Annotated in this window: 17 protein-coding genes; 3 read left to right on the top strand and 14 right to left on the bottom strand. The window is 38.8% G+C overall.

Going from position 1 to position 14,323, the window contains the following annotated elements; translation table 11 throughout:
• The first annotated feature begins 112 nt into the window (after positions 1-112).
• Genes moaC through F3H01_RS06125 form a run of 3 tightly spaced genes read left to right on the top strand, consistent with a single transcriptional unit; the run spans position 113 to position 2,079 of the window.
• Positions 113-589: a cyclic pyranopterin monophosphate synthase MoaC gene (gene moaC, locus F3H01_RS06115; protein WP_178140250.1), complete on the top strand. Its 477-nt coding sequence runs from the start codon at positions 113-115 to the stop codon at positions 587-589.
• Positions 564-830, top strand: coding sequence for an HP0495 family protein (locus tag F3H01_RS06120; protein ID WP_021091143.1), 267 nt, complete (start codon positions 564-566; stop codon positions 828-830). The genes moaC and F3H01_RS06120 overlap by 26 nt, the downstream gene beginning before the upstream one ends.
• A 10-nt stretch (positions 831-840) precedes the next feature.
• The gene (locus F3H01_RS06125) at positions 841-2,079 is read left to right on the top strand and encodes a hypothetical protein (RefSeq protein ID WP_021091078.1); all 1,239 of its coding nucleotides are present in this window, start codon (positions 841-843) and stop codon (positions 2,077-2,079) included.
• Positions 2,080-2,188: 109 nt separating this feature from the next.
• On the opposite strand, the gene F3H01_RS06130 is transcribed toward F3H01_RS06125, so the two are convergent.
• The 14 genes from F3H01_RS06130 to F3H01_RS06195 form a co-directional block, all read right to left on the bottom strand.
• Entirely contained in the window at positions 2,189-2,983 is a 795-nt protein-coding gene (locus F3H01_RS06130) for an undecaprenyl-diphosphate phosphatase (RefSeq protein ID WP_149725197.1), read from the bottom strand.
• Between the two features lie 57 nt (positions 2,984-3,040).
• Complete coding sequence (gene tkt, locus F3H01_RS06135) at positions 3,041-4,951, bottom strand: transketolase (protein ID WP_149725198.1); 1,911 nt, start codon at positions 4,949-4,951, stop codon at positions 3,041-3,043.
• 133 nt (positions 4,952-5,084) lie between these two features.
• Entirely contained in the window at positions 5,085-5,984 is a 900-nt protein-coding gene (locus tag F3H01_RS06140; protein WP_149725199.1) for a polyprenyl synthetase family protein, read from the bottom strand.
• Positions 5,981-7,090 (bottom strand): DUF7488 domain-containing protein, encoded by a 1,110-nt coding sequence (locus F3H01_RS06145; RefSeq protein ID WP_149725200.1) that lies wholly within the window; start codon positions 7,088-7,090, stop codon positions 5,981-5,983. Before F3H01_RS06145 ends, F3H01_RS06140 begins: the two co-directional genes overlap by 4 nt.
• A complete protein-coding gene (locus F3H01_RS06150; RefSeq protein ID WP_054197266.1) occupies positions 7,087-7,401 on the bottom strand; it encodes a YbaB/EbfC family nucleoid-associated protein in 315 nt (104 codons plus the stop codon). The genes F3H01_RS06145 and F3H01_RS06150 overlap by 4 nt, the downstream gene beginning before the upstream one ends.
• A gap of 3 nt (positions 7,402-7,404) precedes the next feature.
• Positions 7,405-7,752, bottom strand: a complete 348-nt coding sequence (gene panD, locus F3H01_RS06155; protein WP_002941539.1) for an aspartate 1-decarboxylase — start codon at positions 7,750-7,752, stop codon at positions 7,405-7,407.
• A 2-nt stretch (positions 7,753-7,754) separates the two neighbouring features.
• The gene (locus F3H01_RS06160; RefSeq protein ID WP_149725201.1) at positions 7,755-9,038 is read right to left on the bottom strand and encodes a UDP-N-acetylmuramoyl-L-alanyl-D-glutamate--2,6-diaminopimelate ligase; all 1,284 of its coding nucleotides are present in this window, start codon (positions 9,036-9,038) and stop codon (positions 7,755-7,757) included.
• Positions 9,016-9,570 (bottom strand): histidine kinase, encoded by a 555-nt coding sequence (locus F3H01_RS06165; protein ID WP_149725202.1) that lies wholly within the window; start codon positions 9,568-9,570, stop codon positions 9,016-9,018. The genes F3H01_RS06160 and F3H01_RS06165 overlap by 23 nt, the downstream gene beginning before the upstream one ends.
• On the bottom strand, positions 9,557-9,832 hold the full coding sequence (locus F3H01_RS06170) for a NifU family protein (protein WP_021091089.1): 276 nt from the start codon (positions 9,830-9,832) through the stop codon (positions 9,557-9,559). Before F3H01_RS06170 ends, F3H01_RS06165 begins: the two co-directional genes overlap by 14 nt.
• A 209-nt stretch (positions 9,833-10,041) precedes the next feature.
• Positions 10,042-10,959 (bottom strand): NrtA/SsuA/CpmA family ABC transporter substrate-binding protein, encoded by a 918-nt coding sequence (locus F3H01_RS06175; protein ID WP_148821544.1) that lies wholly within the window; start codon positions 10,957-10,959, stop codon positions 10,042-10,044.
• A gap of 76 nt (positions 10,960-11,035) precedes the next feature.
• On the bottom strand, positions 11,036-11,728 hold the full coding sequence (locus F3H01_RS06180) for an ABC transporter ATP-binding protein (protein WP_149725203.1): 693 nt from the start codon (positions 11,726-11,728) through the stop codon (positions 11,036-11,038).
• Positions 11,725-12,474, bottom strand: coding sequence for an ABC transporter permease (locus F3H01_RS06185; protein ID WP_149725204.1), 750 nt, complete (start codon positions 12,472-12,474; stop codon positions 11,725-11,727). Before F3H01_RS06185 ends, F3H01_RS06180 begins: the two co-directional genes overlap by 4 nt.
• Entirely contained in the window at positions 12,471-13,079 is a 609-nt protein-coding gene (locus tag F3H01_RS06190) for a hypothetical protein (RefSeq protein WP_149725205.1), read from the bottom strand. Before F3H01_RS06190 ends, F3H01_RS06185 begins: the two co-directional genes overlap by 4 nt.
• Before the next feature lie 123 nt (positions 13,080-13,202).
• A complete protein-coding gene (locus tag F3H01_RS06195) occupies positions 13,203-14,204 on the bottom strand; it encodes a Cj0814-related protein (RefSeq protein ID WP_149725206.1) in 1,002 nt (333 codons plus the stop codon).
• Between the last annotated feature and the right edge of the window lie 119 nt (positions 14,205-14,323).

Here is a 14,323-nt window from a genome sequence, read left to right on the forward strand (position 1 = left end):
CTTTAGTATTTAAGTAAAAAGCTTAAATTTATGTATTTGGTATATTTTTAGCTTAAACCTATTGATAATTTAAATTTGTTTAAATAGGCTATAATCCGCCAAAAAAGGAGAGATAATGCTAACGCATTTAGATGAGAAAGATCGTCCAAAAATGGTCGATGTGAGCCCAAAAGATCCTACAAAAAGAGTGGCAACTGCTAGCGGGATCATCAAAATGAGCAAAGAGGCCTTTAGAGCGATAAAAGAAAATACTGGTAAAAAAGGTCCGGTCATCCAAACTGCTGTCGTCGCTGCGATAATGGGAGCAAAAAAGACAAGCGAGCTAATCCCGATGTGCCATCCACTAGCTATTTTAGGTGTGGATTGTGATATCGAAGAGCTATCTGAAATTTGTGCTTTTAAGCTTTATGTGAGTGTAAAAATAGAGGGTAAAACAGGCGTTGAGATGGAGGCATTAACTGGCGTAAGCGTGGGACTTTTGACCATTTATGATATGGTAAAAGCTATAGATAAAAGCATGGAAATAAGTAATATTGTATTAGAGAGTAAAACAGGAGGAAAAAGTGGCGAGTATATGCGATCTAAATAACAAAAAAGCAAAAATTGATTACCCAACGCATTGGGAATATAAAATAATATTTGATGCAGATGTCAATGTAGAAGAAAAGGTAAAAGAGATAGTAAAAGATAGAGAATTTAAGCTAGTTTTTTCAAAATTTAGCAAAGATAAAAAGTACGCTAGCTATGACTTAGCCGTACTTGTTTTAAGCGAAGAAGAGAGGCTAGAGATATTTTCAGCACTAAAACACGAAGCAAAATACGTTTTATAAGGTAAAAAATATGAATAATTTAGAACAAAATTTACATGATTATAAAAGCAGCGATGGCTTATTAATAAGCATAAAAGCTCTTTGCAATAACTTCTTTCAAGATGCTGCAAACAAAGATATAAATGCTTTGCCAGAAATTTTAAAGGCTAAAATGAATGAGCTTTATGACAAAATGAACAAAGAAGATCTCATAAACGCAAAAAATCTAAAAAGTGCCATGGAGGGAATAAATCAGGCCATTGTCGGTGCTGAGGAAAAAGCACTTTACGAGCTACTTGATAAAAAAGATGAGCTAAATCGTGCAATAGAAGCAAAACGTGAGGAGATAAAAAATAGGCTCAAAATTTCATTTGAAGCAGCTGAAGAAGTCGTAAAAGATAGAAATTTTAGTGAAAAAGAGGAAATTTTAGAGCTTTTAAATAATGCGATCATTAGAGAAACAAGGCTTCTTGGTATCTTAAAAGAAAGTGCTCAAATCGCATTTTTGACAACTCTTGAAGGTGCAAAAGATGTCGAGGAAACAGCTGGTGCGATAGCTAAAAATATGACCTATGTTGCGATAATTGGAGGAGAGTTTAGCAAAGAGCGGATACTTGAAATTTCAAAAAACATCATCATAGCAGCAGCAAATTTAGCAGATGAGGGTCATATCTTTGCAAAAGAGTTGATAAGTGGAGCGATAAGTGGTACAAGAGATGGCATTTTAAGAGCCATAGAAAAGCTTAAAGATGAGGCAAAATTTGCTCCAGATGAGCTTAGGCTAAACTCACAACTACTAAACTTAAAAAATATCGATGAAGAATTTATAACCTTGCTTAGGGAACTTGAAAAGGAATTTGAAGGTGTAGCAAGAAATGAGATCGAAAATGTGATAAATAGCGAGCTAGATACAAACCTAGCAAAATTTAAACGCATTAGCGATCAAGCAAGAGAGCAGATTATTTCAAGGATAGAAGAATTAAAGTCAAACGGTATGGCAAAGCTTATGAGCGAGGCAAATAATAAATTTGAAGCCCTAAAACAAGAGCTAAATGACAAGAGTAAAAAGCTAAAACTAAATTTTGATACAAATGATAAAATTGAAGAGATCAAACAAGAGATCGCTAATCTTGAGAAGAAAGCCAATGAAAAATTTGAAGACATCAAACAAATTGACATCAAATCAGAAGCCAAGAAATTTGGAGATAGGGCTTATCAAGCTGCAAAAGATCTGTTAAATGTTATTAAAAAAGATAAAAAAGAGGATTAAATTACCAAGCTTATCTTGAAATTTTTCCTGAAAGATACTCGCACTACATATTCTTGCCAAGTGTGAAAAATTTCTCCACACTTGGCTTTTACTTTTTTAAAGCTTTAAATCATAAAAATAGATAAAGTAAAAATGTCCCCAAAATCAAGCGGTAGATGACAAAAGGAAGCATCCTAATCCTTGAGATAATACCCATAAATAGCTTAACGCAGAGATAAGCACTAACAGCACTTATAATGACACCAAGGGCGATATCGCTCCATGGCAAAGCATTTGGGTCTTTTATGAGCTTTAAGCTCTCTAGGCCGCCAGCTAGGATGATGACTGGGATCGACATCAAAAATGAGAAATTTGCACTGCCCTTATGGCTAAAACCTAAAAATAAGGCTGCTGTCATCGTCACACCTGATCTTGAGACGCCAGGGATGAGCGCCACAGCTTGAGCAAGGCCAATAATAAGCGCAAATTTTATGGTCATTTCATATTCGCTTTTGTTTGATGAGCGAAGATCAGCAAAGTAAAGTGCTATGCCAAAGACGATCGTAGTAATAGCGATCACAACGCCGCTTCTTGCGTATTCTTCGATAATGTTGTTAAATAAAAGCCCAAAGATCCCAACTGGAATGGTAGCAAAGCCCACGCACCAGACAAGCAAGCTATCGCCTACCATCTTTCGTTGTGCGATCGAGGCAAAAAAGTCACGAAGTAGCTTAAAAATCGTATCTTTAAAATAAAAAAGTATCGCACTTAACGTACCAACGTGCACTGCCACATCAAAAGCAAGACCTTGATCTGGCCAGCCAAGTAGCTTTGGCACCAAGATAAGATGAGCCGAGCTTGAAATGGGCAAAAATTCGCTTATGCCTTGCACTAAGGCCAAAACAATAACATGAGAAATTTCCATAAAATGCCTTTTTTGATTTTAGATTGCAGTTGGGGATTTTACTCCCCAAGATTAAATTTATATAAGTTCGCTAGCAAAATTTGCAAGTTTTTGTGGAGTAAATCCAAAGTGATCAAATAGCTCGTTCGCCTTGCCGCTGGCGCCAAAGCTGTTCATGCCATAAACTGCATCGGCAAATTTATACCACTCATAGCCAGTTGCAGCTTCAACTGCGATGATCGTCGTGTTTTTATCTAAAATTCTAGCAACATACTCAGCTGGCTGCTCGCAAAGCAGGTCAAAACAAGGCGCTGATACAATGTTTGCGCCAATGCCTTGTTGGCTAAGAATTTCAGCTGCTTTTACACAGAGTGAGACCTCGCTACCGCTTGCTATAAATGTGATCTTTGCTTCTTTTACCGAGCTTAAAAGATATGCGCCGTTGCTAACACCACCAAATTCTCCTTTAGTGAGAGGATCAAGCCCTTGACGGCTAAGCACAAAGGCACTTGGAGCATTTAAATTTAGAGCCGCTTGCCAGCTAGCTGCGTTTTCGTTACCGTCAGCCGGGCGGAAAGTATAGAAATTTGGCATAGCTCTAAATGTGCTAAGCTGCTCGATTGGTTGATGCGTAGGACCATCTTCACCAACGCCAATACTATCGTGCGTAAATATAAAAAAGTGCTTGATGCCCATGAGCGCTGCTATCCTTGCACTTGGCTTTAGATAGTCACTAAAGATGAAAAATGTCGCTGAAAATGGCAAGAAAAGGCCGTATCTGGCGATACCGTTGTTTATAGCTGCCATGGCGTGCTCTCTGATGCCGTAGTGGATATTTTTACCATTTGGGAAGTCACCCATGCCCTTTAGCTCGGTCTTGTTTGACGGAGCAAGGTCAGCGCTACCGCCGATAAAGCCAGGAAGTTTTTTTGCTATCTCATTTAAAATGACGTGGTTTGTATCTCTTGTAGCTAGCTTTTTGTCGCTAAAGTCTGGAAATTCGAGCTTGTTAAAGTCTGGATTAAGAAGTGAGTTTAGTAAATTTTTGCCCTCAGCACTTAGCGCCTCGACCTTTTTGTTCCACATAGCCTCTTCTAAATCACCCTTTTCAACCGCACCTCTAAATCTTAAAAGCACGTCCTCGTCAATGGCAAATTTCTTCTCAGGGTTAAAGTCAGCTGCGACCTTTGCCTTTTTGATGATCTCCTCGCCAAGTGGTGCGCCGTGGCTGTGGTGGCTGCCCTCAAGCTCCATTGCGCCACGTGCTATGTGTGTGTTTGCGATGATTAGATATGGTGACTCTTTCTCGCTTGCTTGCTCAAGTGCGAATTCGATCTGGTTATAGTCGTGTCCGTCGATGCGTGCGACCTCCCAGCCCTGCGCCTCAAACCTCGCCTTGACATCCTCGCTAAATGCTATCGCTGTGTCGCCTTCGATCGTGATGTTGTTTGAGTCGTAGATGAGCACAAGATTGTCTAGTCTTAAATTTCCAGCCACCGAACATGCCTCGTAGCTTATGCCCTCTTCTAAGTCGCCGTCGCCGCAAAGGCAGTAAATTTTATGATCTATTATTTTATTGTCTGGCTCATTTAGCACGTTTGCAGCGTATTTTTCTGCCATTGCTAGGCCAACTGCATTTGCCACGCCCTGACCAAGTGGGCCAGTAGCCATCTCAACGCCTGGAGTGTGAATTTCTGGGTGCCCTGGAGTGTTTGAGCCAAGTTGGCGAAATTTCTTAAGCTCATCTAAGCTTAGATCGTAGCCGCTTAGGTGCAAGAAGCTATAGACCAAGCTTGATGCGTGACCGCCGCTAAAAACGAGCCTATCTCTGTTTAGCCATTTTGGATTTTTAGGGTTATGTTTTAAAAAGTTGCTTAAAACCACCATAATATCAGCTAAACCCATAGGAGCACCTGGGTGTCCGCTGTTAGCGTTTTGCACCATATCAGCGCACAAAAATCTTATAGTATCGGCTTGTTTTTTTAGCATATGATCTCCTTTTATTGCGCTAGATTATACAAAAAAGTGATTAAAACTTGCCTTGCATTTTTGTCCAAAATGTCTAAATAGTAATATAAATTTTTTAAATTTTTAGTAGTAAAAAGCTAGAAATTTCTAGCTTTTATCTAAGGTGTTTATCCGTAAGCTCTAAGATCATCTTTGCGATGTTTGCATCTATCTGTTTTAGTGCCTCTTCTATCTCGCAAATTAGCTCATCTTTTTTCTTTTTTGCGCCAGATAGACCTAGTAAATTTGTAAATGAGTTTTTAGCTAAGTCGTTATGCACAGGCTTTCCAGCGGCCGCCTCGTCGCTTGTAAGATCGATGATGTCATCTTGTATCTGAAAAGCAAGGCCGAGCTTTAGTCCGATATCATAAATTTTCTCGCACTCTGTTTCGTCTAAATTTACTATCACAGCGCCCATTTTTAGGCTTGCAGCGATCAGCTTTGCGGTTTTGTGGATGTGTAAAAAGACTAGCTCATCAAGGCTTAGCATCTTGCCAGAGAGGCCAAATTTAGCCTTTGCTCTTTTGATGTCCTCTTTGTTTGTATTTTCAAAAAAACAATCAAGCGCCTGACCTAGTACCATGCCGCTAACACCAGCATTTTCGCTTAAAATTTCCACGCATTTTATACGCATGTCGGCTGGTAAATCAGCGCGTGAAATTTCATAAAAAGCATGCGTATTTAACGCATCTCCTACAAGTATCGCAGTTGTCTCGTCGTAGGTTACGTGAAGCGTTGGTGTACCGCGTCTAAGGCTTGCGTTATCCATCGAAGGCAGATCATCATGGATGAGCGAATAAGTGTGCATCATCTCAAGTCCCAAAGCCACTCTCATGGCCTTTTGCGTGAGGCTTTTATCCACACTTTCTACCACACCAAGAAGCAAAAGCGCCCTAAAGTGTTTCCCTCCAGCCTTTAGCATAACGCCAAGCGCCTCCTCATAATAAGGGTGAAAGCTAGGAGCCTTTGGCAAATTTGCGTTTAGAAATTTTACAAAGTCCTCAAGTAGGCTCATTTTGGCACTCTTGCAAAAAACTGAAAGTCATTTCTAGTAAATAGAAGCGTAAAATTTTTTAATTCACCAAGCTTCTCTAAAAGCTCTTCACGACTACTCACGCTCTGTTTATCAAAACCCAAAATTTTATCACCGATCTTGATGCCAAAAATTTCTGCATTCGACTTTGGCTCGACCTTGGTAACGACTAAATTTTTATCCACCGTGATACCATAATCCACTAAAATCTTATCATCAAGCATTGTTTGTGGCTCTTTTGGCATGATGTTGAAATTTGGTATATCAAGGCTTGAAGGGGCGTCTACATCGAGGCTTTGGTTAAATTTCACATCCCCACTTACTGGCACCTGAAAGAGCATTTCTTGCTTATCGCGCTTCACGATGATGTCAAGCTTTGCGCCCTTTGGAGCAAAAAGCACCATTTCATTTAGCTCTCTTAGGCTCTTTGGCTTGATGCCATTTACACTCACAAGCTCATCATCGACCATCATCATCTTACCGCGACCCAAAGGATCAACAAGACCCACAAAAAATTTATCCTCTTTTTGCAAGAACTTCACGCCGATATCGCCGTAATAGACGTCATCATAAGATACAAAGTGCTTTAGGTAGCGATTTGGTATAAATTTATCAGCTCCAACGGCTATACCTATCATCTTGCAACAAGGTGTGTTTATCTCGCCAGTTGCGTTATACTCGAAGCTTAGCGTATCAAAATCGCCTAAATTTTGCCCTAAAGACTTGATATGTCCCATGACGGTGTTGTTAGAGTCATTTAAAATTCCAACCCAAGTGCTTTTTTTGATGCGCTCCTCGTTGGTCTCATCAGCCATCACAACAGGGCTTAACTCCTTGCTAGAGCGAACCAAAAAGAGCTGCAAATATGGGTCAAATTTGACATATTCGCCAAGTGGTGCTCCTTCGCTTTTTGGCACTGCGATCAAATTTTTAGTGATAGCCACGCCAAAGTGTTTATTTACCGAGACGATTGAGTTTTTGTTCTTTTCAAAGCAGGCGTTAAAGTCCTCTTGCGTAGGCCTAGGATCGGCATTTAAGCAAAGCGCTGATAGCAAAAAAGCAAAGGCAAATTTATAATTTAGTCTCATTTTATCCCCATCGAAGCAAGACCGCCAAGCATCCTTGAAGCGGTATTTTTCTTGTCAGCCTCAACTGATTTTAGCACGTCATTCACGGCGCTTATTAGCAAAATTTGCATACTCTCTTTATCTTCAAGCAAGCTATCATCTATGCTGATATCAAGTATCTCGCCGCTGCCGTTTGCTCTAACGCTCACTAGTCCGCCGCCGCTTTTTGCGCCAAATTCTTTATTTTTGCTCTCTTCTTCTATCTGCTTGGCCTGTCTTTGCACATCCTCAAGCATCTGCCCCATCTTTGAAAAGTCAAATCCCTCAAACATCGCCTACTCCTTTATGATCTCGTTTTTGTTATTTACGTGCACGATGGTTGGCTTAAATTTCTTAGCCTTTTTAAATTTCATGCTAGCGTAAGCCACGATGATGACCACGTCTCCTACGCAGACCTTTCTCGCAGCTGCGCCATTTAGGCAAATTTCGCCTTTTTTGCCCTTTATCACGTAGGTGGCAAATCTCTCGCCATTATTTACGTCTAAAATTTCAACCTTTTGATTTTCTATCAAATTTGCAGCTTTTATAAGCTCCTCGCCGATGCTGATCGAGCCAACATAGTTTAAATTTGCGTCTGTTACGACGGCTCTGTGGATCTTACTAGCTAAAATTTCTATATTCATTTTTACCTCTTTAAAAGTTCAATTACCACTTCTTTGTCGCTAAATGGATGCTTGACGCCCTTTATCTCTTGATATGGCTCGTCGCCTTTGCCAAGTATGACAAGCGCCCAGCCAGGCTCTAGCTTGCTAATGGCTAGCGCGATCGCCTCTTTGCGGTTGGCGTTTCGTATCAAATTTTCATTTTGGCTCATGCCAGCGCAAATTTCATCGATTATGCTCTCTGGCTCTTCGCTTCTTGGATTGTCACTAGTGACTATGCAAATTCTTGCGTATTTTTGGGCTATTGCTCCCATTTTAGGGCGCTTTGTCCTATCTCTGTCGCCGCCTGCACCAAAGACTGCGATCAAATTTAGATGTCTAAGCGAGTTTAGCACCTTTTCTATGCCATCTGGAGTATGAGCAAAGTCTACAATGACTAGTGGATCAGTGCTTACAACCTCCATCCTGCCGCTAACCCCTTTAAATTTACTTATCGCCTTTGAAAGCGCGGTCGCGTCTGGACGCTCTAGCAAGCAAACAGCGCCAAGGGCTGCAATTAGGTTGTAAAGATTAAACTCGCCTTGAAGGCTTGAGTCTATCTCCACATCGCCATTTGGCGTCTTGATAACCGCGTCTATGCCGCCCTTTAGCCCATAAACTACCGGCGCAAAGCTGGCTGGCTTTTTGAGCGAATACGTATAAGCGTTTTTTGGATTAAATTTAATGCCATTATCATCAGCATTTATAAGCTTCATGCAATCATCATCAAAAAAGCTCGACTTTACCCTAGCGTACTCCTCCATGCTCTTGTGGTAGTCGAGGTGGTCTTGAGTCAAATTTGTAAAAATTTTTAGAGCAAATTTCAAGCTCTCGATGCGTTTTTGGGCGATCGCATGCGAGCTAACCTCCATCACGAAGTACTCGCAGCCTTGCTCGCTAGCTGCTTTGAGGTATGAAAGAGTCCTTAAAATAGCACTTGTCGTAAGCGCCTTATCATCTATCTGCTTGCCCTCTATAAATGCCCCTCTTGTGCCACTTAGCCCGCATTTTTTACCTAAATTTCGTAAAGTCTCATAGATAGCAGCAGCTGTTGTGGTCTTGCCATTTGTACCTGTGATGCCAACTATCTTTAAGCTTTCATCGATCTTTAAAAGCTTTTTACACTCTTCAAGGCTGATTATCTTTGCGCCATTTTTTACCGCTGCCTCCGCAAATTTTGCGTTTGCAGCAGTTTGCACGAAAAATGAGCCATTTTCGCACTCGTTTGAGTCATCTGTTATGAAGCTATTTTCTACTGATATTCTCATCGTTTTGTCTTTTTTGTATCTCTCTAAAAAGCTGATCTATGCGCTCATCACCGCCAAACATCACCGCTGCACTCTCAAGATAGTTTATACTCATTTCGATAAAGTCATTTTTTATCAAATTTCCTAAAAATTCTAAAAAATCATCTTTGTTTGAAATCATGACCTTGGTTGAAAACATGATATTTTCAAAGACCTTTTTGAAGCTGCCGTCCTTATAAACAGCCTTTTTAAAGTCCTCGTAGCTGATCGCGTCTTGCTCTTCAAAATACTCATCGCTAGCCAATCTTGATTCTAAAATTTTTAAAATTTCATCCATTCCTTCATCATCTTCGCCAGCTCTTAGTTTATCCATAAAATAGTCAAATAAAAGTTTTGCTTCCTCTGCATTTTTCTCGCCAAGGGAGCAAATTTGTATCAAAAATAGTAAATTTTTATCCTGTGTCTTTTCGTAAGCTAGAGAGAAGTAAAAGATCGCTTCTTTAAATTTAGAACGTTTGAAGTATTTAATGCCTGTTTTTTTATAATCTATCAATGTCAAATTCCTCGCCAATCGGGATATTTACGACCTCAAGCTCTGGGTGAATATCCATACGAAGTTGTCTTTCGAGTCCATATTTTAGTGTAGTTGTGCTAGCCGCACATCCATGACAATGCCCTGTAAGTCTTACATAAATTTTGCCGTTTTTTATGCCAAGTAGCTCCATGCCACCGCCATCATTTTCAAGCATCGGTAATACCTTTTGCAAACTCGCACTGACTGGTTTTAAAAGTTCTTCATCGCTAAATGGGATCATATCTTTTTCCTATTAAATTTTTGGGCTATTATAGCAAAATAAAAATGCAAAAAATAATGGCTATATTTTTGCTTAATGCTAATTTCGCTTTATAATTTAAACCTTTTTGATACGCCTAGTCAGCTTTGATTTTTAAATACGTGAACTAAAATTTAGTAAATTTTTGATTATAAGTTTTAGGATAAAAGGGCAAATTTTGCCCTTTTTGTTTAATCTATTAGAAGCGATTTTATATCTACTTTTTGTTCAATCATCTTGCTCTCAAGCATAAATTCTTGCGTGGCCTCAAGTGCTTTTATATCTTCAGGCGTGATCTTTGGACTAAAGTCATACTGAGGATACATGCTCTTTACCGCCTCTATGCTAAGCCCGGTCTCTTCAGCCGTAAATTTTAATGCCTCTTCCTCATTTGCTTTCATAAAAGCTAAAATTTCATCTTGAGCCTTTTTAAATTTTTCAACTAGATCTTTATGCTTTTTGTAAAATTCTCCGCTTGTGGCAGTGACGATGACTGGAGTGATGACGCCCTTGCCTGTTGTTACGACACTAAGTCCTGATTTTTTAGCATTATAAGCAGCTGGTCCAGCAAGAAGTGCTGCATCGACGCTACCATTTTCAAGTGCAGCTTGTGCAGCTGGGATGCCCATAGAAACGAACTCTACGTCATTTATGCTAAGTCCGCCAAGAGCTAGGTATCTCACCAAAAGCTCGTTTAAGATCGTGCCTTTTGGGCCTGCTATTTTTTTACCTTTTAAGTCTTTAGCAGTTTTTATGCCTTTATCTTTAGCAAATATCGCAAAAGCTTCAGGTGCTCTTGAATATGCACTTATGATCTTTATGTCAGCTTTATTTGCCGCGGCAAGTATGACTGAAGTTCCGCCAACACAATTTAAAAACTGAAGTGAGTTTGAAGCGAGTGCTTGCGTTTGTTTCGCACCTGAGGTGATCTCGGAGTACTCGACTGGCATGCCAAAAGATTTAGCATAAAAGCCTTTAAATTTATCGACGATTGAGGGGACATTTAGCGGCGATTTGACGTAGGTCATGCCGATCTTATCTAGCTCACTTGCGTTTGCGACTAGACAAAGCAAAGAGGCTGCACACAAAATCTTAAAAAACTTTCTCATATTTACTCCTTTAAAAATTTTTCAAATTATATAACTTTTTGCTTCGTTTTGGTTTTAATTATCATTTTATAAAATGCTAAATTTCGCTCAAAATTTTGCGTTTTAAATTTATTAGCTCATCGCAAAGCAAATCTCTTGGCTTAGCTAGATTTGATAGATCATAATTTGATTTCATCCCGCCTTTTTCAAGCAAAATTATCTCATCTGCTAAATATAGGGCTTCATCGACATTATGAGTGACAAAAATGATGGTTTTGCCGGCTTGGAGCTTTAAAATTTCAGCCTGCATGCTGGCTCTCGTAAAAGCATCAAGTGCCGCAAATGGCTCATCCATAAGGATCAAATTTGCTTCATATGCTAGCACTCTTGCAAGAGAAACACGCGAACTCATGCCGCCAGATAGCTGCGAAACAGCGGCAAATTTAAAGTCATTAAGCCCTATCATCGATATGAGCCTGTCTATCTTTGCCTCGTCTATCTCGCACTTTTTAAGCGCAAATACGATATTTTCATAGACATTTAAAAAGGGCATTAGCCTAGGCTCTTGAAAGACAAAGCCGATCTTTGTTTGCTCTTTAAAATTTATCTCGCCTAGGCTTACGCCCTCAAGTCCAGCAATAAGCCTTAAAAGAGTCGTTTTACCGCAACCACTTCTGCCAAGTATTACAGTGATCTTATATTTTTTTATAGTTAAATTTAGCTCTTTTAAAACATCGATACGCTTGCCATTAATAAAAAAATACTTGGATAAATTTAAAATTTCTATCATTTTTCACTTCGCAAAAGGCTAAATTTAGATATCAAAAACAAAAATATCCTATCTATGAGTACGCCACAAATTCCTATTGTAAATATGCCAACAAATATCCTATCTGCGCACGAAAGCTCCTCAGCGTCAAGTATAAGATAGCCTAGCCCGCTAGAAGCTGCGATCATCTCCGCTCCCACAATCGCTCGCATAGCGTAGCCAAAACCTATGCGCATACCGACAAAAATATCTTTTATGGCATTTTTTAGGATGATTTTGTAAAAAATTTCAAATTTACTAAAACAAAAAATTTTACCAACTTCAATAAGCTTCACATCGCAGCTAGTTAGCCCTTTTGAAATACTTAAAAACATTGGAAAAAACGATGCTAAGATGATAATAATAATTTTTGGTGTTTCGTTTATACCAAACCAAAGTACCAAAATAGCAATAAGGCTAAGTGGTGGAACATTTCTAAAAAACCCTAGTATCCACTCATAATAAATGCTAGCTTTTGGAAATAGCGCCGCCACTCCGCCAAAAGCAAATGCCAAAACAAAAGCCAAAATATAGCCAACAAATATACGCTTAAAACTAATCATCACATGCGTTATTAGCTCACCGCTTAAGCTCATGTCAAACATCGTTTTAAGTGTCGTAATAGGACTTGGCAAGATATAGGGCGTGAAAATTTCTAGCTCACAAACGACCTGCCAGAGAGCAAAGATCACTAGGATCAAAATGCTCTTTTTAAAAATTTCTATCACAGCCCATCTCCATTGTGACAGCCGTTTTCACAGTACAAAAGCTCGATGATCTGATAGTTTTTAAGCTCGCTAAATTTATATGAAAATGCGTTTTGTATCTTTTCTTTACTGCATAAGCTTAGTGTTTTTATGCCTAAATTTTCAAAAAATCCAGGTGGGATCGGGCTTGATTCTATTTTGCTTATTTGTAAATTTATATCGTTTAGCTCTTTAAAATTTTTCCATGTTAAAAATGTAGTTCGCTCTAATTTTAAAGAATTTCCAAGCTCAGCCAAGTCCTCACAAGGCGTTGTTGTATAAAGCCACTCATTTTCTTTTAGCTTTGAGCTAAGTTCAATGGCGCTTTCAATTAAAATGGGATTTAAGTTTGAAATATTGTTTGAAAAATCTTTGAAATTCGATCTTATAAAATTTACAGCTCTTGGACAGCGACTGTCTAAAACTATGCCTTTAGAGCATAAATTTTTATATGAATTTTTGACATCACAAACGTGATCTTTTTCGCACTCTACTATGTCAAAGCCCTTATTTTGCAAAAGCTCTTTTAATGCAGAGAAGTCATACATATTTTTTACAACGGGATTTAGCCAAAGTAGCTTTCTCACGAGTTCTCCGTAATTTTAATAATAGAAATCAAGATTCTATCATTTAAAAATTTAAACCAAGTAAAAAGAGCCTCTTATAACTAAAATCATAAAGATAAGCGGTGCAAAAAAACTAAATTTAGCCTATACTTTTATATCTAATTTCTGTTTTTGCTCCACTTTTTCCATTAGTTTTAGTATATCAACTCCGTTTTTCTCAAGCTGCATTAGCTCCTTAAGATAGGCAAATTTCTCATCTTTGTTGATGTCGTAAGTAGTTAATTTCTCGCTTCGTCCGATCACTGAAGCATAGACCTTGTTACCATCAAGTTTGTCCGTATTTTGTACATTATAAAGCGAGAGCACGCCCTCTACCACCTCTTTAAAATCCGCCCCGCTCTTCATGCCAGCTTTCATAAGCATAAGAAATCTCTGTCTGCTCTCTTCGTCAGTAAAATTTATATTTTGTAGCGTCTGGTACTCAATTGGCGGCTTATTAGTGCTTGTTAGCATTGAGATAGCCTTTTTGCCTATTGTAATGCTTTCTACACCGGCTCTTTCGCCAAGATACTGCCTAAGCGCATAATCAATCCACTTATCTTTAAACTCATCTATGCTTAGGTCCTTATCGAGTATCTCAAACCCTTCCACGTGGCTCTTGTGACCAAGCCCAAGAAGTGTGTTATCAAGTTTTGATGTATACTCTTTTGCAAAGAGATCAACATCTGTTGGATAATATCCTATGATCTCCTCGTGAGCTCTGCCAAAGCCAAGTGCTTTGGTCTGGTTGATAAAATTTTTGAGATCATTTATCTCATCTTGGCTGACTTGTTTGTCATATCCCATGAGCTTGCCCCAGATACTTATCTTGCCATTAGCAGCTATGCCTGAGAGTGAGAAATTGCTAGCAAATGTTAGATTCTCGCTATTTTTTTGAAAGTTTATCGTATTTGTTTCATTTAAATTTATTGGCTCACCTCTAGTATCGGTATGACTTTTTCGTTCATCAACCAAATCGCTAGATAAATCATTTAAAGAATTTTTGTCTATATTGGGTTTAAAGTTATTGGTGTCAAGCTCTTGTGCTCTACTACTTTGCGAGCCAACATAAAAATTTGTGCCAACTCCCTTTACGCTACCTATCATCTCAAATCCTTTGAAATTTATAAGATATTTGAAACAAATATCGTCTTTATAAAATAAAATTTTAGTAAAGAGTTCAAAGATAAAAATTTAAATATGATTTTATGTTAAAAGATTTACAA

Origin of the sequence: Campylobacter concisus, from assembly GCF_902460875.1 — a bacterium.
In the GTDB taxonomy this organism is placed as follows: Bacteria; Campylobacterota; Campylobacteria; order Campylobacterales; family Campylobacteraceae; genus Campylobacter_A; species Campylobacter_A concisus_AA.

Excerpts from the sequence above, each read along its gene's own strand:
- F3H01_RS06150 (WP_054197266.1), bottom strand. The coding sequence starts at position 7,401 with ATGTTTGAGGGATTTGACTTTTCAAAGATGGGGCAGATGCTTGAGGAT.
- F3H01_RS06125 (WP_021091078.1), top strand. The coding sequence starts at position 841 with ATGAATAATTTAGAACAAAATTTACATGATTATAAAAGCAGCGATGGC.
- F3H01_RS06160 (WP_149725201.1), bottom strand. The coding sequence starts at position 9,038 with ATGAGAATATCAGTAGAAAATAGCTTCATAACAGATGACTCAAACGAG.
- panD (WP_002941539.1), bottom strand. The coding sequence starts at position 7,752 with ATGAATATAGAAATTTTAGCTAGTAAGATCCACAGAGCCGTCGTAACA.
- F3H01_RS06180 (WP_149725203.1), bottom strand. The coding sequence starts at position 11,728 with ATGATAGAAATTTTAAATTTATCCAAGTATTTTTTTATTAATGGCAAG.
- F3H01_RS06130 (WP_149725197.1), bottom strand. The coding sequence starts at position 2,983 with ATGGAAATTTCTCATGTTATTGTTTTGGCCTTAGTGCAAGGCATAAGC.
- F3H01_RS06195 (WP_149725206.1), bottom strand. The coding sequence starts at position 14,204 with ATGATAGGTAGCGTAAAGGGAGTTGGCACAAATTTTTATGTTGGCTCG.
- F3H01_RS06145 (WP_149725200.1), bottom strand. The coding sequence starts at position 7,090 with ATGAGACTAAATTATAAATTTGCCTTTGCTTTTTTGCTATCAGCGCTT.
- F3H01_RS06175 (WP_148821544.1), bottom strand. The coding sequence starts at position 10,959 with ATGAGAAAGTTTTTTAAGATTTTGTGTGCAGCCTCTTTGCTTTGTCTA.
- F3H01_RS06140 (WP_149725199.1), bottom strand. The coding sequence starts at position 5,984 with ATGAGCCTACTTGAGGACTTTGTAAAATTTCTAAACGCAAATTTGCCA.
- F3H01_RS06170 (WP_021091089.1), bottom strand. The coding sequence starts at position 9,832 with ATGATCCCATTTAGCGATGAAGAACTTTTAAAACCAGTCAGTGCGAGT.
- tkt (WP_149725198.1), bottom strand. The coding sequence starts at position 4,951 with ATGCTAAAAAAACAAGCCGATACTATAAGATTTTTGTGCGCTGATATG.